The following is a 20,127-nucleotide window of genomic DNA, read 5'->3' as shown; positions in this document are numbered from 1 at the left end:
GCGCGATTGTCGCGCCTAAAAGCGATGCAGCTTCGAAGGGAACGAGCGCTGCATCCCTTGTTCAAAGGATTGCTAGGATTTAGATATCACCTCACTAACTAAATTTCCCTTCATCTGTTTGTAGTCTTCAAGTTGCTTTTCCAGCTCAATATGCAGATGATCAATCTCCTCTTTCTCCAGGATTTCTAATATTGCTATATTCAAGGATTGCTGGGCAGCAGTGTAGAGGTTGGTATCAATCACATATACTATAATTTTAATTACCCTAGCATTATCTTCAATGTGGGAAAACAAAACTTTCATTTTCTGCTTGTGCAAGCCATCGATAGTCGGTATTTTTTCTTTAATAGCCTCACAAATTCTGGTAGTTTTATCAGCTGAAGTTCCATCAACTTTCAGAGTTAAATTTATGCCCCACTTAAAGGTCTTGCCAGTCTTCTGGGACCAATTTTCCACAACTCCAGCAATCATTTTAGAATTGGGAAGTTTTTTGATAGAACCCCACTCAGTAATAAGAAGTGTTGTACTTCTCAGACCAATACTGACTATCTGAACAAAACCACTTACTCCGTCCACTATTACATAGTCACCCGGTTTATAGAGACCATCAGCGTAGATAATCACCGTACAACACCAGTCATAGATAATGTCTTTGAATAACAAACCTAAGGCGACACCTGCACCACCCAGTAGACCGATCAGTGCACCAGCAGATGCTCCCAACAAAATCTCACTGGCTTTAATAGCGGCAATCAGCACTGCTGATATCTGAAAAAGCCTTGGGAAGTAGGGCACAAACAAATCGTCGAGTTCAGTTTCAGTGTTGGCCGCCAATCCCCCTAGAAGCTCCCCCAGTAGTGGAGCAGCACGGTAAAGAATATAGGTGGCAATGAACAGAGCGCTCACAAACAGAATTTCGGGGATTTTCTGATTCTGTTCAGGAGTAAGATGGCTTGCCACAACTAGCTGTACTACCCATAGTCCAGCCAGCCAAATTAGCCAGCCTAATGGTGCCCTAATAATCCTAAGGAACTCATCGTCTAGGGTGCTTTCTGTACCGCTAGTCAGACGCTCGATTCTGCTAATGATTATGGCAGTGAACAAGCCTCGCAATATCTGGGTGAACATGAGGATGAGCACCACAAGAACTATCGTGGAAAGAGGGATGTTGGCGAGCTTGAAGTCGGTATCAAAGATTCTTTCTTTGATAACGTTGATTGTATTGTTGAATGTAGTCTTAAGGTTTTCCATAGTTTCGACGAAAATGCAACAGCATAGATCGACCTTTGCCTAGTTAAATGACAAGTCGATGGCAAGTCGATGGCAAGTCTCTTGGTGAAATTATTTTACTATAAGTCGCGAATTTCCCCAATAGTTCTGGGTATGCAATTGGGATTGTAATCCACAAACAGGATTGAGAGCAATTGCCGGTTTCCGCAGCACCCTAGGAGCCAGTTTTAAACTTTTAATATCTGTTTGTAGGAAAAATATTCGGTCAATCACATCTGGATTTTACCGAAAAGTATTAGCTAGTAAAAGAAGCTGGAAATAGCGAAGGATTACTAGCTATTGGTTTGGCGATCGCAAATCAACTGCAATCCATCAACTGCCCAGTTTGGGTTGATTAGAGTCATGGGCTTGTAGAATCAAAAGTTCTGTGCCCATAGTTTCCAGGGTCGTGCCAGGAGCTGATGCCGAGACCTCGAATAGCGCCGATGCACCAACCTGAGGGCTTCCCCCCACTCGCGCTTTGCATCAAGACAAGCATCAAGACAACCCAGTTACTCCTGCTTGGCCAGACTTGTCAACCCAACTTGTAAACAATTAATTCCCTATAAACGGCTAGTTAAACTTGAAACTAAAACTTGATCATTTGCTAGACCTCCCACAATGACTAGTCTATAGCCATCTCGTAAAGACGGAGTTAATAGTAGCATGTTCTACTTGTAATATGGGTACCCTATTTCTAAAATTAATCTAAATTCTCTTGTAGATATGGCGAAAACAATACCCTATTGATGTGTTCTATTGCTAGCCTATCTCGTCATTTCCCCGATCCCACACTTTTAGGTGCAACCCGTGGCGAATTTAATAAGAATTTAATAATTAGATGGGGAAAGCGCACCTTTATGATCAGTATTCAACCGGACTTGATATGAGGAGGATCAGGGGGATGAGCTTGTGATCAGCAAGTAACATCACCAGAAAGCAACTTGCTATCAGGGACTTCTGCACTTTTGGATAAGTTCTATCTCTAGGATTTACACTGATTCCCTGATTTACTAAACTAGCTCCTTATTGATTAAGGCTATTCTCAGTAAAAACTCATTAAGCTAAGATTTAATAGATTCATAAGCCTGGAAATTTCTAGGACTTAATGAGCATTTTAAAATGACGATTAAAATCTATAAAAATTAGATCATTGGGACGTTACAAATAGCGATTTTGTGTCCATAACATATTAGATATAGTTATCTAATATGTTATGGGAGGCAATTTAATTTATAATTGTTGTTAATTCAAATAATAACCCTATTTCAAAATAACCAATTACCAATTACTTTTTAACCAGCTCATGAACCTTTCATCCTCGAAATCTCAAAATCTGCCCCAGTCCAAGATACAGCTAAGACTAAGGTTAGGGATTGGGGCAATAGTTTTGGTGACAGCTGCCTTAATTTTACTATTTACGCCCGTTGGGTCTTGGCTGAAGCTGGAAAATTTGAGATTGCTTCAGGAAAGCATGGGTATTTTTGGACCACTGGGGTACATTCTAATTTATATTGTTGCCACAGTACTAGCTGTTCCTGATGCGATTTTAACCTTTTCAGCTGGTGCTCTGTTTGGACTAATGCTGGGTACTTTGTGGACTGTGATTGGTGCTACTTTAGGAGCAACGGCTGCGTTTATGATTGCTCGCTTTGTTGCTGGTGATTGGGTTAAGTATCAGTTTCAGGACTCTCGTTTTGATCAACTCAGTGAGGGAATTGAGAAAAATGGTTTTTGGTTTGTGCTCTCAATTCGCCTGGCACCAATTTTTCCATTCAATGCCGTGAACTATTTGTTTGGCTTAACACCAATTCCTCTACCCACCTATGTTATTGCGACCGCAGTGGGAATTATCCCGGCTACCTTTGCCTATGCTTGGTTAGGTCGCAGTGGTCTCGAAGCTATCAGCGGTAGTCCCCCCTGGCAACTGATCGGAGCACTAGTTGTATTAGCGGTGCTATCTACCACCCCCCTACTTTGGAAAAAATCAAAACTTAGGCAATAACTCTGCTTGTCGGGTGCGTTAATAATGCACCCTACACCATAAGGGCGAATATCAGGGGGAATGAAAGTCGAGTGTTGCGTAAGTCCTGACCCTAAGTCCTGACAATTTAAGGTGATTAAGGTAGAAGATTGATGAGATTGAACAGATTGCTGAAAAGACGAAGCCTTTGGTTAGCGATCGCGCTATTTATTTTGGTCCTATTGTGTTACTCGACTCCTGTCAGAGCCTTATTTAACCAGAGGTTTCTAGTGCAACAGTTGCAAGAATTAGGCCATTGGGCAATCTGTTTATTTATCCTGGTTTATGCTCTGGCAACGGTTTTAGGAATTCCTGGCACAGTACTGACTATCGCTGGTGGTACAGTTTTTGGTTTAGTTTGGGGTACCTTCTGGTCTGTTATCGGAGCAACCTTAGGCGCATTGGGAGCATTTTGGGTAGCGCGTTATCTATTGCGAGATTGGGTTGAATACAAGTTCAGGCATCATAAAGCATTGGTCAGCTTCAATCAAGCAGTGATGCAGACACCCCTGATGTTTGTCTTAGCAGTACGCTTTGCCCCCATTTCTCCTTTTAATGTAGTGAATTTCTTGTTTGGTCTAACCCCGATTAGCTCGGTAGAGTATACCCTTGGCACTTTCTTTGGGATTATTCCTGGTACCCTCGCTTATACTTGGCTGGGAGTAACTGGGGGGGAAGCTTTGCAAGGAGGCGATCGCTTACCATTTTTCCTAGCACTCAGTTTCCTAGGTATACTGTCTGCCTTGCCACTGTTGGCAAAGGGAAAAAAGAAATAGTCTTCCTGTTGCCCATTCTCCTGTCCCATTCTCCTCATTTTACCATCTTTCCCATCCTCCCTATCTCCCCGATCAATCCCAGGAAGTAGCATGGCAATAAAGCAACGTGGTATCAGTGGGTCAATAGGGTAAAAAATTTTCTGATCAACTAGCCCGACTTGCTAGGCTTTTCCTGAAGCGTCTCTGTAAGACAAGTAAAGAACAAGACAGGGATTTACAGGAATCTGTTAAATTTGTTAATATGAAGGGTGTAACCCCTCATTTTTTCCCTGTCTTGATGCAATAGCGAGTGGGGGAAACCACGGCAATAGCGAGTGGGGGGAACCCCCAAGACCGTAATGGTGCGTTTGACCCGTAATTAAATTCGCCACGGGTCGCACCTCTGCCTCCCCAAGACCGCGCTGCATCGCTGAGGTCAGGGGAAAAGGAAGGTTCTGTCAGTAGTACCTTTTAACTTAAACTTTACTCGTTAAAGTTTTTACCTTATTTGTGGAAACGTTAAGTTTTCACAAGTCCCGTGAGACCGAAGGTGAGTGCTTGCCATTCCTTTTGTATAGCAAGACACTTAAGGTGCGCGCCTCCTAGGCCGGGTTCCCCGGCCTTGGGTCGCACCTCAAAGTGTTCTTCACCAAGTGTTTTTCACCAAAATTTAACATTTTGGGGGATATTTACTATACAAGACTGAGGATAGCCTTCCCAAGATTTTCACAATGTGTGATAAAACTTCGTGATTGACCTCAAAAACATCTCAACCAGAATACTAATTTTCTATGCATGTTGATAGAGATGAGTTTCTGTTAATAGGTCTAGGGTAATAGGTAATAGGTAATAGGTAATAGGTAATAGGTAATAGGTAATTGCGATCTACAAGTGGTGTTTAACAGCAGGAATAGTATGATACTCAATTGTAAATTGGCAATTACCAATTATCATGTACCGATGATATATACCCGAATAACTATCTCTCTCCGACCTTAGACATAGGCGTTGAAATTAGGTTTAAGGTTAAGTGGGGTAACGCTTCCAGAATCATTTTTCCCCCTATGTCTATTCATAATAAAATATCCACCCTTGGCGACTTTGAGCTTGGCAGGAAATGACTAAAGAACAGTATTCTAAAAATTGGTTCAATGGACAATCGTTCATTATTAATACTTTTTGCCTGTTACCTTCTCTAGTAATTATCCTAGGGGGAATCAGCCTGTTAATCGAAAACAACAATTTTAGATTGACAGATTCATCAACAATTATTGTAAATCCAATAGAATCACTGATTAGTTGGTTCAAAGACACGTCAGAACCAAAAAACTCATTATCAAGTGTTACTTCTACTAGTTCTGAACAACTAGTATATAAAGCTTCACTGCTCAATAAACTAATCCTACCTATTATAACTGACTATGAAGAAATTGGACTAGGGATAGGGATAGGTATAGACAATATTAAGCCTGGCTTTGAAGCCATTGGTTTTACATTTAACCAGGTAGAAAATATTCACAATAAAATTAATTTTATCGGCCTAAATACGGGGGACACAGTATTAATTAATATCCTGGGAAATGTTAACAATATAACTCAAGCCTCGATCGCCACTAAAATTCCCTATAAATACTCTCATGAAAGCCAATCTGCTTTACTCTTAGGATTATTCATTAGGGTAGTATCACCGGAATGGGAAAATGGTATGGCTTGGATTAACTATGGGTTGAAAGAACTTAGTGAAAACCAGAAAAATTTATTAATCACGGAACAAAAAAACTATCAGATTCACTTAAGGGTTGACCGGGAGGTAGATTTGGTGATTCTCACCATAAAATCTCGCTCTAAATCCTAAGGTAATTGTAACCGTTAATGGTGGTGTCGTATTACCGATGTGTTGAATTGCGTAATAAACGTTAACCACAATGGCTGATGTCTGTAGATATCTATTTTTTTGTAAGCATTCAGCCGTCAGCCGTCAGCCGTCAGCCGTCAGCCGTCAGCTAAAGTAACTCAGCATTATTCCAATGCTTACCTGTTGTCTTGATCCCAAGCGCGAGTGGTTTGAATTTACCGTAAGATAGGGTCGCCTTATTAAAAAATATTTAACCCTTTTCTGCATAACCTGCTAACTATAAAGGCGACCCTATCTAAGGTTTTGTCTCCGGGGGAAACCACGGCAGCGCGGTCATGGGGGGAACCCCCAAGACCGTAATGGTGAGTTTTCCGTAGGCGAATTAAATTCGCCACGGGTCGCACCTCTGCCTCCCCAAGACCGTAATGGTGCGTTTGACCCGTAATTAAATTCGCCACGGGTCGCACCTCTGCATCGCTTATTCAAAAGCACCATCTGTAGCACCTCAAGTAGCGTGCGCATTAGCTGATAGCTGATAGCTGATAGCTGATAGCTGATAGCTGATAGCTGAATACTTACATTTTTTTTTGAGATTACAACAGGCAAAATGCAACATAAACCTAAACGTTTCTGTTGCATTTTGTCTAATGGTTAACAGTTTAATGATTCGATTCAGTTTTGATAGTTTTCAACCCTTAACACAAACAACCTGCTTCAGAGTTGCCACTACCTCAACTAGATCTGACTGATTAGCCATCACCTGATCAATTGGCTTATAAGCACCTGGGATTTCATCGATAACGTCCTTATCTTTACGGCACTCAACACCTTTAGTTTGCTCAACTAAATCATCAACGGTGAACTGCTTTTTTGCTTTGCTGCGAGACATCAAACGACCAGCACCATGAGCACAGCTGCAGTAGCTGTCATGATTGCCTTTACCCTTAACAATGAAAGACTTTGCCCCCATGGACCCAGGGATGATACCATAGTCGTCGGTACGAGCTCGCACTGCTCCTTTTCGAGTAACATAAACCTCTTCGGAGAAATGCACTTCTTTTTCGGCATAGTTGTGATGGCAGTTAACTGACAACAAGGGCTTGAAGGACTTACCACCAGCCAGATGTTTCTCTACAATTCCCTTGAAGCGAGCCATCATGATATCGCGATTGTAACGGGCATAGTTTTGCGCCCATTGCAAATCCCGCCAGTAGGCAGCAAATTCAGGGGTTCCTGCGACAAAGTATGCTAAATCTCGGTCAGGAAGGGTTGTATGTGCTAGCTTTGCTAATTCTTTAGCGGTCTTAATGTGGCACTTAGCTAGCTGATTACCAATATGCCGTGAACCAGAGTGTAGCATCAGCCACACTTGATTGTCGGTATCAAGACACAATTCAATGAAATGATTGCCACCTCCAAGGGAACCCAGCTGTTTCATGGATTTTCCATCTAGCCGTTGCACACCTGGATGAAGTTCCTTAAAATCACGCCAGCCTTGCCAGTTTACCACTGCTTTCTCGATATCTGTGTTTTGCTCAAAGCCAACGGGAATAGCTGCTTCAATGTCCAAGCGAATCTTCTTGAGCTTGCCCTCCAATTGGTCTGCCACAAAAGGGGTTTTAATGGCAGACATGCCACAGTTGTGAACAAACACACCAGCGGTCAGGGCAAAGTTGTGATACTCTGGAACCGTTAGGCAGTAGACATCTTGTTTTTCCTGAAGTGGTAAGATATTGACGACTTTGTGATTTGCCCCCCCTACCAGATTTGAGCTTCGATGCTCGGCACGAGCAAGGTTATGGTGATCAATATGGTGGTCAATGACTGTTCTGTGACCTGGAAAAGATGGTACTGTTCCTGACAATTGAGATTCTAACCATTCAGAGGAAGGGATATCAGAGGGAGGGATAATCCCATCTGCCTTTTGCCATCTTCCAGAATCGGGTTGCTGGATTAAGGTGTAACCATCTTTATCGGTTTGGGAGTAGAAAGGCATCAAGGATGTCCCTGGTTCGAGGTCACGGGCTTCCCGGTAACTACCATCCCTGAGCATGAATCGATGATCGGGAGTACATTTAATTTCTTCTGAGTTGTCGAGAACGACCTTTAAGAGTAGTTGGTTACGGCGGGTTAATTTTGCTGTAGCCTTAGCCGCGACGATTTTTCCGGTTTGTGTGCAGGAGTAGACAATAATTTCTCGCTCTCCTTTGGCTAGTGCTTGGAGTGAGTAAGATTTGCCATCAACCAAGGGAACGAGGGTATCACCTGTAAAACAACCAATATCTACCCCGACAGCTGCTGGCAGGATGGCATCTTTGGTGGCAATTACAGAGCCAACCAATGAGCCTTTACCTAGGTGAACGTCTGGCATTAATGCGACGTGCTTAAACACAAATGGCAGAGACGCAACATTTTTCGCCATTTGGGTTTCCTGAGCAGCTAGGGAGTGATTCGCCCAAGACAGCACAGGTTTTGGGGTGGAGATGTCTAGTTTTTCGTAAGGCATAACAATAAATTATTTATTTTTTTTATATATTACACAATGATACAGATATATTACAAACTTGGCCATAAGGTCGAATCTGATCACCTGGTGTTCATCACAAGTTTTCTTGAAGTAATCTGTGGACAGTTTTGTAAGTGTCACACTATCCCCCTGTGCAGCTAAAATACTCTTGACCTGAAACCTAGCCAGACTCTGGATGATCAGCTTTGCTCAAAGACCAGGGGGCTAACCCCATAACCAGATAATTCCCAAATGAATTCCACTTCTGCAGGAGGTGGCTGTCTCAAATTGAACTATTATAAGATTTGGAGTTATTGAGTAATTTTTTTATATATTGCTATGGATATTCTGACACTAGGCTGGGTTTCTGTACTGGTTTTGTTCACTTGGTCAATCTCAATGGTTGTCTGGGGTCGTAACGGGTTTTAACAGTATCGTGGAAAATCCCGTAATCACTATGTTGTTCTTTGCTGCCGCTGGATTATTAGTGGTGGTCAGCGGAGGAATCATTTATCTAACTGCTGCTGAGTGGCGCGATCGCCGCCGCAAACAGCGGGATAAACAGGGATGAAAATCTGACAGCGGATGGCTGGGGGTTTTCATCCCTCTAAAGGAAGCACTACCAACTTATCAAAAGGGAGAGTTTGAGAGGGAAAAGAATACCCCTTGACGAATAGTTTGGGGATGAATTTTTACTTTCAAATAGTGTTAAAATAAAAGAGAAAGGTCTTAAAAAACTGGGAATTGACCTTACTCAGCTACCCCCGGTGCGGGGGAAAGTTACGCCCTAGGAGATAACAATCTATTTGGTTGTGCCTGGGAATCCCCATCCAAGACGGTTGGGGAAGTTCAAATCTCAACCAAACAAGCAAACGTTAATTAGTTTTGTTTGAACAGAGTCCTAGGAGGCTAAATCGTCGGACTCACTTGATATCGCTAAAGCTTATTCGTCCTAAATCAATACTAAAATTTATAATCCGTGATGTCACATGACGGAACAACCTTTTATAGTTTCTGCTCAGTATCTGAGTGAGCATCTTGATGATCCCGACATCGTAATTGTCGATTGCCGTTTTGCTCTATCTGATCCAGACCTGGGCTATGAGCAGTATAAAGTTAGCCATATCCCGGGCGCTCACTATCTCGATTTGAATAAGGACCTTTCGAGACCAGTAGAGCGTCATGGTGGGCGTCATCCTTTGCCTGAACCTCGGAAGTTAGCTCAAAAATTAGCAGGGATTGGTGTTAATTTCCGAAAAACCCTAGTGATTGCCTATGATGATTCCCGTTGTGCCTTTGCAGCCCGCTTGTGGTGGCTGCTGCGCTACTTGGGACACGACCAAGTGGCGTTGCTGGATGGGGGTTGGACAGGATGGCATTCCCAAGGGTATCCAGTAACTGATCAAGAGCCTACCACAAAACCAGGAATCTTTGTAGAGCAGTTGCGCTCTGATTCGGTGGTGGATATTAATAGTGTGAAAGTACGTAAAGATTTGCCAGAGGTGGCGTTGGTAGACTCTAGGGAAAGCGATCGCTATTTAGGTAAACGAGAACCGATTGACCCTGTTGCCGGTCACATTCCCGGTGCCCTCAACTACCCTTGGCATGGTGTGACGGACACCAATGGTTATTTGCAACCATTAACATTGCAACAAGAGCGCTGGACTGAGCTGGAGAACAAACAAGAAATTCTGGTTTATTGTGGTTCTGGTGTAACCGCTTGTGTCAATCTCTTCTCCCTAGCATTGGCAGGAATGAACACTGGCAAGCTCTATGCTGGGAGTTGGAGTGACTGGTGCTCTTATCTATAATTTTACCCACCCGTTGACGCTGAAAGCTTTGAGGAACTGTGGCACTACTCAAAGCAAGCAACAGGTTAAGTGTGTTGCTTGCGCAAAAGCTTGCCAATCCCGTTAAACTACCACCCCTTTGATACTCCTGATTGTTTCGATCTGAGTTGGTCCCCTTCTCCCTATAACTTAACTGGAGAGGAGGGAAAATTTGGCATCCTATCCTCAAAATCCGGAAATTATCCCCCTATTGCTTACTCTTTCACGAGGTAAGTACAGATCACTCATCACTATCAGTAGTAATCAAATCACTAATTACCACTAACGTAAGCATTCAGCCGTCAGCCGTCAGCATTCAGCTTTGTGGCACAGGCTTAATGCCTGTGACTTTACTCAGATTAAACGAATGCTTACCTGTTTTATTCAAAAGCTGTTCGGTGTAGCTTGCCCAAGCGCCCATAAACTGATAGCTGATAGCTGATAGCTGAGTGCTTACCCACTAACTAGTTAAGTCTTAGGTAATTACTAATTTACTAGCTAAAAACTGCTAGAATAAAAAATTATCTTAAAGATTATATAGAAAATTGTTAGGTTTAAGTAAATATGCATTGTCCACTGAAACGTATGTCTATTTTTGTAGACGGCAATAATATGTTTTACGCCCAACAAAAGAATGGGTGGTTTTTTGATCCTAGGCGGGTTTTGGACTATTTTAAAAACGAGCCTGGTATTACTCTAGTTAATGCATTTTGGTACACCGGACTCAAAGATCCTCAAGACCAGCGGGGGTTCCGAGATGCTCTAATTAGTCTAGGATACACCGTTCGTACTAAAATTTTAAAGGAATATTATGATGATAACTCTGGTCGCTATTCACAAAAGGCTAATTTAGATATAGAAATTGTTGTGGATATGTTTAATACTGTGGAACAGTATGACAAAGTGATCTTGTTTAGTGGAGATGGGGATTTTGAAAGAGCCATTGAATTACTGCGCTCTAAAAATACCCATATTACGGTGGTTTCCACAGAAGGGATGATTGCTAGGGAACTGAGGAATGCCACTGACCGTTATATTGATTTAAATGATGTCCGTGATCAAATTGAAAAAATTGATTCATAGTTATAATTATATATGAAGCAAACTTTCGATCTAGTTGGCTGACGACCGTTCTCTTCAAATCACTGACTATCAACCCATCGAGTTAGTTATGAACCAGCAACCTCAATCAGAGCGCATTATCATTTTTGACACTACCCTTCGGGATGGGGAACAATCTCCTGGAGCAACCCTCAATGTGGATGAGAAGCTGATTATTGCTCACCAACTGGCACGATTGAGAGTAGATGTGATTGAAGCAGGCTTTCCCTACGCTAGTCCTGGTGATTTTGAGGCGGTGCAAAAAATTGCTCAAGCCGTGGGCATAGAATCTGGACCAACTATTTGTGGTCTAGCACGGGCAAGTCGTGATGATATCAAGGCGGCGGCGAATGCCCTCAAACCGGCAGCTAATGCCCGTATTCACACTTTCATTGCTACTTCGGATATTCATCTGGAGTACAAACTGAAGAAGACTAGAAAGGAAGTGTTAGAGATTGCTCCAGAAATGGTGGCTTATGCCAAGTCTTTTGTGGATGATGTGGAATTTTCCCCGGAGGATGCAGGGCGCAGCGATCCCGAGTATCTCTACCAAGTCCTGGAACGGGTAATCGATGCGGGGGCTACTACGGTTAATATTCCTGATACTGTAGGTTACACTACCCCAAGCGAATTTGGTGGCTTGATTCGTGGGATTAAGGAAAATGTTCCCAATATTGACCGGGCAATTATTTCTGTCCATGGTCATAATGATTTAGGTCTGGCAGTGGCTAATTTCCTGGAAGCAGTGAAAAATGGAGCCCGGCAACTGGAATGCACGATTAATGGTATTGGAGAACGGGCTGGTAATGCGGCTTTGGAAGAGTTGGTAATGGCATTACATGTCCGCCGTCAGTATTTTAATCCTTTCTTCGGACGCCCCCCAGAGTCGAAGGAACCCCTAAGCACTATTGATACTCGTCAGATTTACAAGACATCCCGTCTGGTTTCGAGTCTTACCGGGATGTTGGTACAACCGAATAAGGCGATCGTGGGCTCGAATGCTTTTGCTCATGAGTCTGGTATTCACCAGGATGGGGTGCTTAAGCACAAGCTGACCTATGAAATCATGGATGCGGAGTCGATTGGGTTAAAGGAAAATCAGATAATACTGGGTAAACTATCCGGTCGCAATGCTTTCCGTTCTCGCCTCAAGGAGTTGGGCTATGAGTTGTCCGACAATGACCTGAATAAGTCGTTTGTTCGGTTTAAAGAGGTGGCGGATAAGAAGAAGGAGATTACGGATTGGGATTTAGAAGCTATTGTTAATGATGAAATTTACCAGGCACCGGAAGTGTTTCACTTAGAGTTGGTGCAGGTTTCCTGTGGGGATCGTGCTAATCCTACGGCTACGATTACGCTGCGAACACCTACCGGTGAGGAACTTAGTGATGCTGCTATTGGTACTGGTCCGGTGGATGCGGTGTACAAGGCTATTAATCGGGTGGTGAATGTGCCTAATGAACTGATTGAGTTTTCGGTGCAATCGGTAACGGCAGGAATTGATGCTCTTGGGGAAGTGACTATTCGTTTGCGGCACGATGAACGGGTCTATTCGGGTTATGCGGCGAATACGGATATTATTGTGGCTTCTGCACAGGCCTATGTGAATGCGCTGAACCGACTGTATTCAGCTATGCAGAACGGTAAGTTGAGTAATGATCCTGAGTTATCGATAGGTTCTCGAGCAGGGGTCTGATCTGAAATTGCTATGGAATTATAGCAAGTCTTATACCCATGAGGTACAACTTGATCCCCCTAAATCCCCCGAGCAATCCCTCGCTCGGGGGACTTTGAGGTTGAGAAGTGTACCTCATTAGGCTAAAAACCGCTATAAAATGCTTATTTAAAGTTTAAACCTCTGCATAGTTTGCCTTTCAATAATTGTCCCACTGGTTGAAACGGTGGGATTTCTTTTTGCTGAAATGTTTTTGTTGACCCACATTCCGCACTTCACAGTGTAATACGTAATAATTAGGGCTTATGTGTAGCTTTTATAACACATAAACTCAAAAAAATCCCCAAGCTACACAGGATTAGGGTATTACTTTCTATACTATAAAGTAATCTGCGAAATGTGGGAATGATGACTGACTAGAGAATGCAAATCTTTGCACATCCGATGGTTAACCGCAAGAGCTGCTCTGGGACAGCCTCGATCACAAACAAACTGGTCTACCTATACGCCCTGTTGTTTGTCAAGTACGATGTATAGCGCTACGCGCTATACCAATAAATTCATACTTAAATTCAGCAACGCCCAAAATGCGATTACCCTGCTCGGGCACCTTGACAGGGGTTGCAAAATCCTTAATACTCACTGAGATGGCAAAAAATGTTTTTGCCGAAGGGGTTTTGGAATCTAAATTCAGTCAAAATGATACCTGATATACAGTATACTGTCGCAAATGATCTTCAAAAAGTAATTGAAGAAGCCTGTCATGAACTGGGTGCTTTCTATGTAACCCATGATGGGTTTGACAGTGGTTTTGTTGATCAACTCTTTGTCGAGTTAAGGGCATTCTTCAATCTGTCTCAAGGGGCGAAGATGGCATCTAAGGCTGACTTCGACAACTACTACATGGGGTTCCGACCGATTGGCAGCGAGAAAAGTATACTTGGCGGAGACTATGAGCAATGTGAGCAATACAAGCTCGGGTTCGTGAAACGGCCGAACGGTACGAGCTACTCAAATATCTGGGAGCGTCTTTCGAATGACGTCTTTCAAAACAAGACTACTCTGACCTTCTGGGAGAACGTCCGGAAATTATCCGATTCCCTGCAAGGCTATTTTGCCAGCATTCTCGGTTTCAATGCCGACTATTTTGACCAGTTTATGGACAACCCCCTGCATAATCTTGGTCTGAACTATTATCCTAGTAACCCTGAACCGAAGGACAGACTCTTTCCTCATGTAGATTTCAGTATGTTTTCGATTATCATCCAAGAGTCACCGGGGCTCGTGATCAAACCTCGAAGCGGCGACTGGATTGAGGCACCGGTTATGAAAGGTAAGCTCCTAGTCATAATCGGCGAGTACCTAAAGCGATGGTCAAACGGGTACCTCTGGGCACCTCCACACAGAGTCAAAGGAAGTAGCAGTAAGCAACGATACGCTGTTGTCTACAAGCAGCGGCCGAGCTTCAATACCGTTATATCGATTCCGGGAAAACCGGATGTTCATGTCGGAAATTTGTACGAAAAAAAGTTGCAGTCGATCGTTGGAAATTTTCCACAAGCTACGGAGCACAAAACAGCCAATCTGGGTTAGGATGGCAACCTCCCTTCCATAGGTAACGAGCTAACACCGCGTCCAGGTAGGTAGTGGTAAATATGTAGTGGTTTGGCTAGGGTCTGGTCAAGGTAACGGGAGCTAAAATAACTACTTATGACCACTACCGCCTCCCCTAGGTGAGGCTACGTAACGCCGACAAAAACTTGAAACAGACAGATAGGGATTTATGGTGAACCAAATAAAAACAGCCCTCATTGATATAGATGGAACAGTTTACTTCAAAGGGGCGCTGATTCCGGGGGTAAAGGAGGCAATTGACGAATTACGAACAGCTAATCTGCACCTAAGATTTCTCACCAATAGTGACTCACGATCAGGGGCGCAATTGGCGGAGCGTATAGCGGAGATGGGGCTAACCCTTGATCCGAGCGAAATATATACCGCTGCTGATGCAGCAAGTACCTATACAGGTCAAGCTCATAAAACCTGTTTCTGTCTAATGCCTGAACGATTGCATTCCTTATTTAATCACGCGCCAACGGATGCACCGAGTGTTGACTACGTAGTCCTGGGCGACCAAAGTACGGTTGCAACCTATGATCAACTTAATCAAGCCTTTCGATACATTCGGGCTGGCGCTGAGTTGGTTGTGATGCAGAAGGGGCAATTTTACATTACGGAGGATGGTGAAAATCTGGATACAGGGGCATTTGCGACGTTGTTAGAGTATGCCTCTGGTACAGTGGCAACTGTTGTTGGAAAGCCATCAGCCAGGTTTTTTCATGGTGTTTTGGCTGAATTGGGGGTTAGCCCGGAAGAAACCATTGTCGTGGGTGATGACATTTATTCCGATGTTGTTGGGGCCAAGACGATTGGTGCGACGTCGATTTTGGTGAGAACTGGCAAGTATGCAGAGCAACGGGCGGCCATAGACGAGACTCAGATCGATTATGAGATTGATTCGCTAGCGGATCTACCAGAGCTTTTAGCTCGGTTGAGTTAGAACTAATTGACACTCCCCGTCCTGTAAGAACGGGGATTCTTGGATCAACGACTCGTCTTGCGTGGGCCAGGTCGTAACCAGGAACAGTAGAGGACAAATCTCCCCGAGCGTTTAGATCATTTCAGATCCAGGTTCCGGTGTGCCGGAGACGAAACCTTAGAAGAGTGGAGCCTTAATCATAAAGTTTTAACCCTTTTATGCATAGCCGACTAACCTTAAAGGCTCCACTCTTCTTACGGTAACTTCTAACCCCACCGTACCTTTTTTTTATATTAGATAGATAGGTACTTTTTTTTATCTAAATTTTTCATAGACGTTTAAGTCGTTAGACCAAATTACGCAATATGTATCTGATACATATTTTTTACGTTGTCTACTTATTGTTAGATAGTATCTATCTAGTCTTTTAGTTTATTGTTTATATTTTTCTTATAGCACACCTATCACAAACTGTCAAGATAAAGTTTAAAGAAAAGCCGTCCTATAAGGACGGGGCTTTAAACCCAAAATTTTTGGTAACCGTTTTAAGAGGTATAAGTTAGGGTATAACTTAGAAAATAGGATTGCGTATGTCAACTGCCCAGCTCAACACTGACAGAAAACACCAACTTCACACAGAGTCAGGCTTTTACTATTTTGCTTATGGCTCTTGTATGTGTCCAGTAGATTTAAAGCGATCGCTTGGGGAAGATACTCATAATTTTGTGATTGGTACTGCTACTCTCAAGGATTATCATATTGGTTTTTATCGCAAATCTCGACGTCGTAATTGTGGCACCCTGGATGTGGTGAAAACTCCTGGGTCAAGGGTTGAAGGAGTTTTGTATCATTTACCTTGGCGGGTGAGTGAAGCTTTGGATCTGCGGGAAGAAGTGCCTCGCGGTGGCTACCGACAGGAAATGGTCAATGTCCACTGTCAAAATAAGTTGTATCAGGGCGTTCGGACTTATGTGGTGGTGAATAAGTTAGATCGGGAAATGGCTCCTAATGATTGGTATTTCCAGGTGGTACTGCGGGGTGCTGTTACCTGTGGGCTATCTGAGGAGTATTGCTGGAAGTTGTTTGATCATATGCACCAGTTGCAACTAAAGGCGAGCTGAGGATTGCTAGCAAAGGGAACAGGGAACAGTTGATGTAGGGTGGGCAGTAAGTATCATCCGGATGGTAAGCTTTGGAATTGGTATTATTACTGCCCACCTTACGATTAATTTTACTCTATTTTACCATGAATTTTCTGTTGGTGGGCAGTGCCGATTTAACTGACTACAAGCTGGAAAATTTCTAGGAAGCACTGCCCACCCTACGATTATTTTTACGATTAATTTTCTGTTGGTGGGCAGTGCCGATTTAACTGACTACAAGCTGGAAAATTTCTAGGAAGCACTGCCCACCCTACGATTATTTTTACGATTAATTTTCTGTTGGTGGGCAGTGCCGATTTAACTTTCTACAAGCTGGAAAATTTCTAGGAAGCACTGCCCACCCTACGATTCTACGATTAATTTTACTGCCCACAATACGATTAATTTTATTTTGAATAAAACAGGTATTATTCAAAAGCTGAATTCTGAATACTTACCTATCAGATACACAGATTTTTTTTACTATTCCCTATTCCCTGTTCCCTGTTCCCTGTTCCCTAAAACACAGGAATTTATACTAACCGAATTAAACAATATAGATTTACTCGTTATCAAAATTTATCCAATCTTTCCATTCTTGATTTTCTTGATAATAGTCTTTCATGGCTTCTGCTTGTTGGGCTAAAATGCGACGACGTTCTTCTAGGGGAAGTTGTTGAAAAGCTTGGCGTTCCATTGAATGATTTTGTGCAGTTTCAGGTACGATTAAAATCACTTCTATGGTTTGTCCTACCGGTAAATTGGGAAGGGAAATCTCAAGGCGGTTGCCTTGTTGAACGGTTGTGGTTAGATAGTGGGTTTGTTTCATTACAGCAGTTTTCAATTCGTTTAGGTATAAAGTCTTGGGTTTTAGGGAGTAGGGAGCAGGGAGTAGGGAACAGGGAGCAGTTGATGTAGGGTGGGCAGTGAGTATCATCCCGATGGTAAGCTTTGGAATTGGTATTATTACTGCCCACAATACGATTAATTTTATTATATTTTACCATGAATTTTCTGTTGGTGGGCAGTGCCGATTTAACTGACTACAAGCTGGAAAAATCCTAGGAATCACTGCCCACCCTACGATTATTTTTACTGCCCACAATACAATTAATTTTCTGTTGGTGGGCAGTGCCGATTTCACTTTATACAACCTTGAAATTTTCTAGGAATCACTGCCCACCCTACGATTATTTTTACTGCCCACAATACAATTAATTTTCTGTTGGTGGGCAGTGCCGATTTCACTTTATACAACCTTGAAATTTTCTAGGAAGCACTGCCCACCCTACGATTAATTTTACTCTATTTTACAATTTATTTTCATTAATTTTCTGTTGGTGGGCAGTGCCGATTTCACTTTATACAACCTTAAAATTTTCTAGGAAGCACTGCCCACCCTACGATTAATTTTACTCTATTTTACAATTTATTTTAATTTATTTTCTGTTGGTGGGCAGTGCCGATTTCACTTTATACAACCTTGAAATTTTCTAGGAAGCACTGCCCACCCTACGATTAATTTTACTGCCCACAATACGATTAATTTTACTCTCCACAATCTCCATATTTCGTAATAATCAAAAAATTCTAAATCCCTTGACAAATGATTAACTTATAAATATATTAATAGTATGAACCATTTACAGGAGTCACGATTCATGACCAAGAACATTCCACCTAACTCGAATGAAAATAACACCCCAGAAAACCCTGGTCGCAAACCTAAGAAAGTCAAGCTGATCTTGATCGGTTCTCCTGAAAAAGTTTGGAAGACAATGTCTTGATGCAGTCGCTCATGGGGGGAACCCCCAAGACCGCGCTGCATCGCTTATTGCCCTTTATGGCCTTAAATACGCCTATCCCAACGAGTGGAGCACTCCCGAGCCTACGGGGAAGCCTGATGAGATTATGACTTTTTTGATTCGCTATTTTTACGTAGACTAGGATAGTAATTTGCCAGGGTTTTGACGCCCTGGCGACTATGAGTGCAATTTGTTTTGTGGAGGTTAGTTTACTGAGTTGGAATGTTGTTGTTTTGGATCAGTTGCTGAGGTAAGTGGTCAGTAGTCAGTGGTCAGCCGTCAGCCGTCAGCGGTCAGTGGTCAGCGGTCAGCGGTCAGCCTTTTGCTGATAACTGTTCGCGTAGCGTGCGCGTAGCGCTTAAGCTGATAGCTGATAGCTAATCAGCTGATAGCTGATAGCTGATAGCTGATAGCTGATAAGCTAAGCTTTAATTGTAGTGGTTTATATTATAGAATTCGGTCAAGCATTGGTTAACCAAACCTTGACCGATTTTTTTTTATTGGTAAGCAGTCAGCGGTCAGCGGTCAGCGATCAGCGGTCAGCGGTCAGTGGTCAGCATTATTCAAAAGCTTAGCTGTTTTATTCAAAAGCTGATATTTAATCTCTGATGGCTGATAGCTGATAGCACCTCAAGTAGCATCTCAAGTAGCGCATAAGCTGATAGCTGATGGCTGATAGCTGATAGCTGATAGCTTACAAACAAACTTCAGGTTACTTCATGGCACTTCACATTGGTGACGGTCGAAGAATATATTTGTGATTATTTTTTCACAGCTACACAAACGTTGTGAACTTGTTGTCTCAATCTGGCTCAACTAATGAATAATACTCTAAACTAATCATAGGACTACCGTAAGCTATCAGCTTAAGCGCTACGCGCACGCTACGCGAACAGCTATCAGCTATCAGTTTATGGGCTATGGGCAAGCTACTTGAGGTGCTTATGGACTATGGACAAGCTACGGTAAGAGCTTTTGAATAAAACAGGTAAGCATTAATCTCAGTTATGGAAAGCTGACGGCTGACGGCTGACGGCTGAATGCTTACGGACTACCTAAGGCACAAGTAGCGATCGCTTATGATTAGTAAAGAAGCCTTCGAGGAAAAATTCAAGACCATGCCCTGGAAAAGGCGACAAGTGTTGGAGGCGGTGGTTGGTGGCAATACAGATCAAGAAATCAGAGACAAGGTGCTAAACGTCTATGATATATCTACGGTAAGAAAGCATATTTCTAAAATCTATAAAGATTTTGATATTGAAGCTAATGGTTTTAATTGTCGTTGTGAGTTAGTTGAAATCGTTAATACTTATAAGCCAGAGTTAGTGGCTGATCAAGTATTAAACGAGTGCGGGTTATCCCCTAGACCTAGAGCAACTCAAGAGATATATATTGAGCGCCAACCCCTTGAAGCTCGTTGTGATCAGGAAATTGTAAAACCGGGAGCGTTAATTCGGATTAAAGCAGCGAAACTGATGGGCAAAACCTTACTAAGTCATAAGATTATTGCCCATAGTGAAAAACAGGGTTATGCTCAGGTTTATTTAAATATGAATGAGCTACCTTTAAATAATTTAGATAGCTTTTTACAGTCCTTTTGTGTACGAGTTGCTGATAACTTAGGATTG

20 protein-coding genes are annotated in these 20,127 nt (G+C 42.7%); 14 read left to right on the top strand and 6 right to left on the bottom strand.

From position 1 onward, the window contains the following. Window positions 1-72: 72 nt before the first annotated feature. Both F6K38_RS19630 and F6K38_RS19625 read right to left on the bottom strand, forming a co-directional pair. On the bottom strand, window positions 73-1,251 hold the full coding sequence (locus F6K38_RS19630; protein ID WP_008190387.1) for a mechanosensitive ion channel domain-containing protein: 1,179 nt from the start codon (window positions 1,249-1,251) through the stop codon (window positions 73-75). Window positions 1,252-1,602: 351 nt separating this feature from the next. Continuing rightward, window positions 1,603-1,743, bottom strand: a complete 141-nt coding sequence (locus tag F6K38_RS19625; RefSeq protein WP_008190385.1) for a hypothetical protein — start codon at window positions 1,741-1,743, stop codon at window positions 1,603-1,605. An 832-nt stretch (window positions 1,744-2,575) separates the two neighbouring features. Here F6K38_RS19625 and F6K38_RS19620 point away from each other — a divergent pair. Continuing rightward, entirely contained in the window at window positions 2,576-3,274 is a 699-nt protein-coding gene (locus F6K38_RS19620; RefSeq protein WP_008190384.1) for a TVP38/TMEM64 family protein, read from the top strand. Between the two features lie 131 nt (window positions 3,275-3,405). After that, entirely contained in the window at window positions 3,406-4,068 is a 663-nt protein-coding gene (locus F6K38_RS19615) for a TVP38/TMEM64 family protein (RefSeq protein WP_081431836.1), read from the top strand. Window positions 4,069-4,304: 236 nt separating this feature from the next. Here F6K38_RS19615 and F6K38_RS19610 read toward each other — a convergent pair whose 3' ends face one another. Further along, window positions 4,305-4,439: a hypothetical protein gene (locus tag F6K38_RS19610; RefSeq protein WP_267872115.1), complete on the bottom strand. Its 135-nt coding sequence runs from the start codon at window positions 4,437-4,439 to the stop codon at window positions 4,305-4,307. A 725-nt stretch (window positions 4,440-5,164) separates the two neighbouring features. Here F6K38_RS19610 and F6K38_RS19605 point away from each other — a divergent pair. Beyond that, window positions 5,165-5,902: a hypothetical protein gene (locus F6K38_RS19605; protein WP_008190379.1), complete on the top strand. Its 738-nt coding sequence runs from the start codon at window positions 5,165-5,167 to the stop codon at window positions 5,900-5,902. A gap of 239 nt (window positions 5,903-6,141) precedes the next feature. Here F6K38_RS19605 and F6K38_RS19600 read toward each other — a convergent pair whose 3' ends face one another. Further along, window positions 6,142-6,360, bottom strand: coding sequence for a hypothetical protein (locus F6K38_RS19600; RefSeq protein ID WP_154659968.1), 219 nt, complete (start codon window positions 6,358-6,360; stop codon window positions 6,142-6,144). Between the two features lie 230 nt (window positions 6,361-6,590). Next, a complete protein-coding gene (locus F6K38_RS19595) occupies window positions 6,591-8,408 on the bottom strand; it encodes an intein-containing RctB family protein (protein ID WP_008190378.1) in 1,818 nt (605 codons plus the stop codon). A 339-nt stretch (window positions 8,409-8,747) separates the two neighbouring features. Between F6K38_RS19595 and petN the strand changes: the two genes are divergently transcribed. From petN to F6K38_RS19555, 8 genes are all read left to right on the top strand, one after another. After that, a complete protein-coding gene (gene petN / locus F6K38_RS19590) occupies window positions 8,748-8,837 on the top strand; it encodes a cytochrome b6-f complex subunit PetN (RefSeq protein WP_010871354.1) in 90 nt (29 codons plus the stop codon). A gap of 7 nt (window positions 8,838-8,844) precedes the next feature. Next, window positions 8,845-8,979 carry a hypothetical protein gene (locus F6K38_RS19585; protein ID WP_267872114.1) on the top strand — a complete coding sequence of 45 codons (135 nt, stop codon included), beginning with the start codon at window positions 8,845-8,847 and terminating at the stop codon, window positions 8,977-8,979. A gap of 418 nt (window positions 8,980-9,397) precedes the next feature. After that, the gene (locus tag F6K38_RS19580) at window positions 9,398-10,219 is read left to right on the top strand and encodes a sulfurtransferase (protein ID WP_008190374.1); all 822 of its coding nucleotides are present in this window, start codon (window positions 9,398-9,400) and stop codon (window positions 10,217-10,219) included. A 582-nt stretch (window positions 10,220-10,801) separates the two neighbouring features. Further along, the gene (locus F6K38_RS19575) at window positions 10,802-11,320 is read left to right on the top strand and encodes a LabA-like NYN domain-containing protein (protein ID WP_044495347.1); all 519 of its coding nucleotides are present in this window, start codon (window positions 10,802-10,804) and stop codon (window positions 11,318-11,320) included. 88 nt (window positions 11,321-11,408) lie between these two features. Further along, a complete protein-coding gene (locus F6K38_RS19570) occupies window positions 11,409-13,034 on the top strand; it encodes a 2-isopropylmalate synthase (RefSeq protein WP_287357194.1) in 1,626 nt (541 codons plus the stop codon). A 636-nt stretch (window positions 13,035-13,670) separates the two neighbouring features. Beyond that, window positions 13,671-14,606, top strand: a complete 936-nt coding sequence (locus tag F6K38_RS19565) for a 2OG-Fe(II) oxygenase family protein (RefSeq protein WP_287357192.1) — start codon at window positions 13,671-13,673, stop codon at window positions 14,604-14,606. Between the two features lie 190 nt (window positions 14,607-14,796). Beyond that, window positions 14,797-15,573 carry a TIGR01458 family HAD-type hydrolase gene (locus F6K38_RS19560; RefSeq protein WP_287357190.1) on the top strand — a complete coding sequence of 259 codons (777 nt, stop codon included), beginning with the start codon at window positions 14,797-14,799 and terminating at the stop codon, window positions 15,571-15,573. Window positions 15,574-16,142: 569 nt separating this feature from the next. After that, the gene (locus F6K38_RS19555; RefSeq protein WP_287357188.1) at window positions 16,143-16,673 is read left to right on the top strand and encodes a gamma-glutamylcyclotransferase family protein; all 531 of its coding nucleotides are present in this window, start codon (window positions 16,143-16,145) and stop codon (window positions 16,671-16,673) included. Window positions 16,674-17,256: 583 nt separating this feature from the next. Here F6K38_RS19555 and F6K38_RS19550 read toward each other — a convergent pair. Beyond that, the gene (locus F6K38_RS19550) at window positions 17,257-17,631 is read right to left on the bottom strand and encodes a hypothetical protein (protein WP_008190368.1); all 375 of its coding nucleotides are present in this window, start codon (window positions 17,629-17,631) and stop codon (window positions 17,257-17,259) included. Between the two features lie 724 nt (window positions 17,632-18,355). On the opposite strand from F6K38_RS19550, the gene F6K38_RS19545 reads away from it, so the two are divergent. The 3 genes from F6K38_RS19545 to F6K38_RS19535 all read left to right on the top strand — a co-directional run. Continuing rightward, the gene (locus F6K38_RS19545) at window positions 18,356-18,481 is read left to right on the top strand and encodes a hypothetical protein (RefSeq protein ID WP_008190366.1); all 126 of its coding nucleotides are present in this window, start codon (window positions 18,356-18,358) and stop codon (window positions 18,479-18,481) included. A gap of 455 nt (window positions 18,482-18,936) precedes the next feature. After that, window positions 18,937-19,074: a hypothetical protein gene (locus tag F6K38_RS19540; protein WP_008190365.1), complete on the top strand. Its 138-nt coding sequence runs from the start codon at window positions 18,937-18,939 to the stop codon at window positions 19,072-19,074. A 504-nt stretch (window positions 19,075-19,578) separates the two neighbouring features. Next, the coding region (locus tag F6K38_RS19535; RefSeq protein WP_287357186.1) for an AAA-like domain-containing protein at window positions 19,579-20,127 on the top strand (549 nt) is incomplete at its 3' end.

Origin of the sequence: Moorena sp. SIO3B2 (genome assembly GCF_010692525.1) — a bacterium.
GTDB lineage: Bacteria > Cyanobacteriota > Cyanobacteriia > Cyanobacteriales > Coleofasciculaceae > Moorena > Moorena producens.
This window is presented reverse-complemented; position numbering and strand designations above follow the sequence as displayed.

Bases quoted from the DNA above. Each gene is read 5' to 3' on its own strand.
- F6K38_RS19630 (WP_008190387.1), bottom strand. From the start codon at position 1,251: ATGGAAAACCTTAAGACTACATTCAACAATACAATCAACGTTATCAAA.
- F6K38_RS19620 (WP_008190384.1), top strand. From the start codon at position 2,576: ATGAACCTTTCATCCTCGAAATCTCAAAATCTGCCCCAGTCCAAGATA.
- F6K38_RS19615 (WP_081431836.1), top strand. From the start codon at position 3,406: ATGAGATTGAACAGATTGCTGAAAAGACGAAGCCTTTGGTTAGCGATC.
- F6K38_RS19605 (WP_008190379.1), top strand. From the start codon at position 5,165: ATGACTAAAGAACAGTATTCTAAAAATTGGTTCAATGGACAATCGTTC.
- F6K38_RS19595 (WP_008190378.1), bottom strand. From the start codon at position 8,408: ATGCCTTACGAAAAACTAGACATCTCCACCCCAAAACCTGTGCTGTCT.
- petN (WP_010871354.1), top strand. From the start codon at position 8,748: ATGGATATTCTGACACTAGGCTGGGTTTCTGTACTGGTTTTGTTCACT.
- F6K38_RS19580 (WP_008190374.1), top strand. From the start codon at position 9,398: ATGACGGAACAACCTTTTATAGTTTCTGCTCAGTATCTGAGTGAGCAT.
- F6K38_RS19575 (WP_044495347.1), top strand. From the start codon at position 10,802: ATGCATTGTCCACTGAAACGTATGTCTATTTTTGTAGACGGCAATAAT.
- F6K38_RS19570 (WP_287357194.1), top strand. From the start codon at position 11,409: ATGAACCAGCAACCTCAATCAGAGCGCATTATCATTTTTGACACTACC.
- F6K38_RS19565 (WP_287357192.1), top strand. From the start codon at position 13,671: ATGTTTTTGCCGAAGGGGTTTTGGAATCTAAATTCAGTCAAAATGATA.
- F6K38_RS19560 (WP_287357190.1), top strand. From the start codon at position 14,797: ATGGTGAACCAAATAAAAACAGCCCTCATTGATATAGATGGAACAGTT.
- F6K38_RS19555 (WP_287357188.1), top strand. From the start codon at position 16,143: ATGTCAACTGCCCAGCTCAACACTGACAGAAAACACCAACTTCACACA.
- F6K38_RS19550 (WP_008190368.1), bottom strand. From the start codon at position 17,631: ATGATACTCACTGCCCACCCTACATCAACTGCTCCCTGTTCCCTACTC.
- F6K38_RS19545 (WP_008190366.1), top strand. From the start codon at position 18,356: ATGACCAAGAACATTCCACCTAACTCGAATGAAAATAACACCCCAGAA.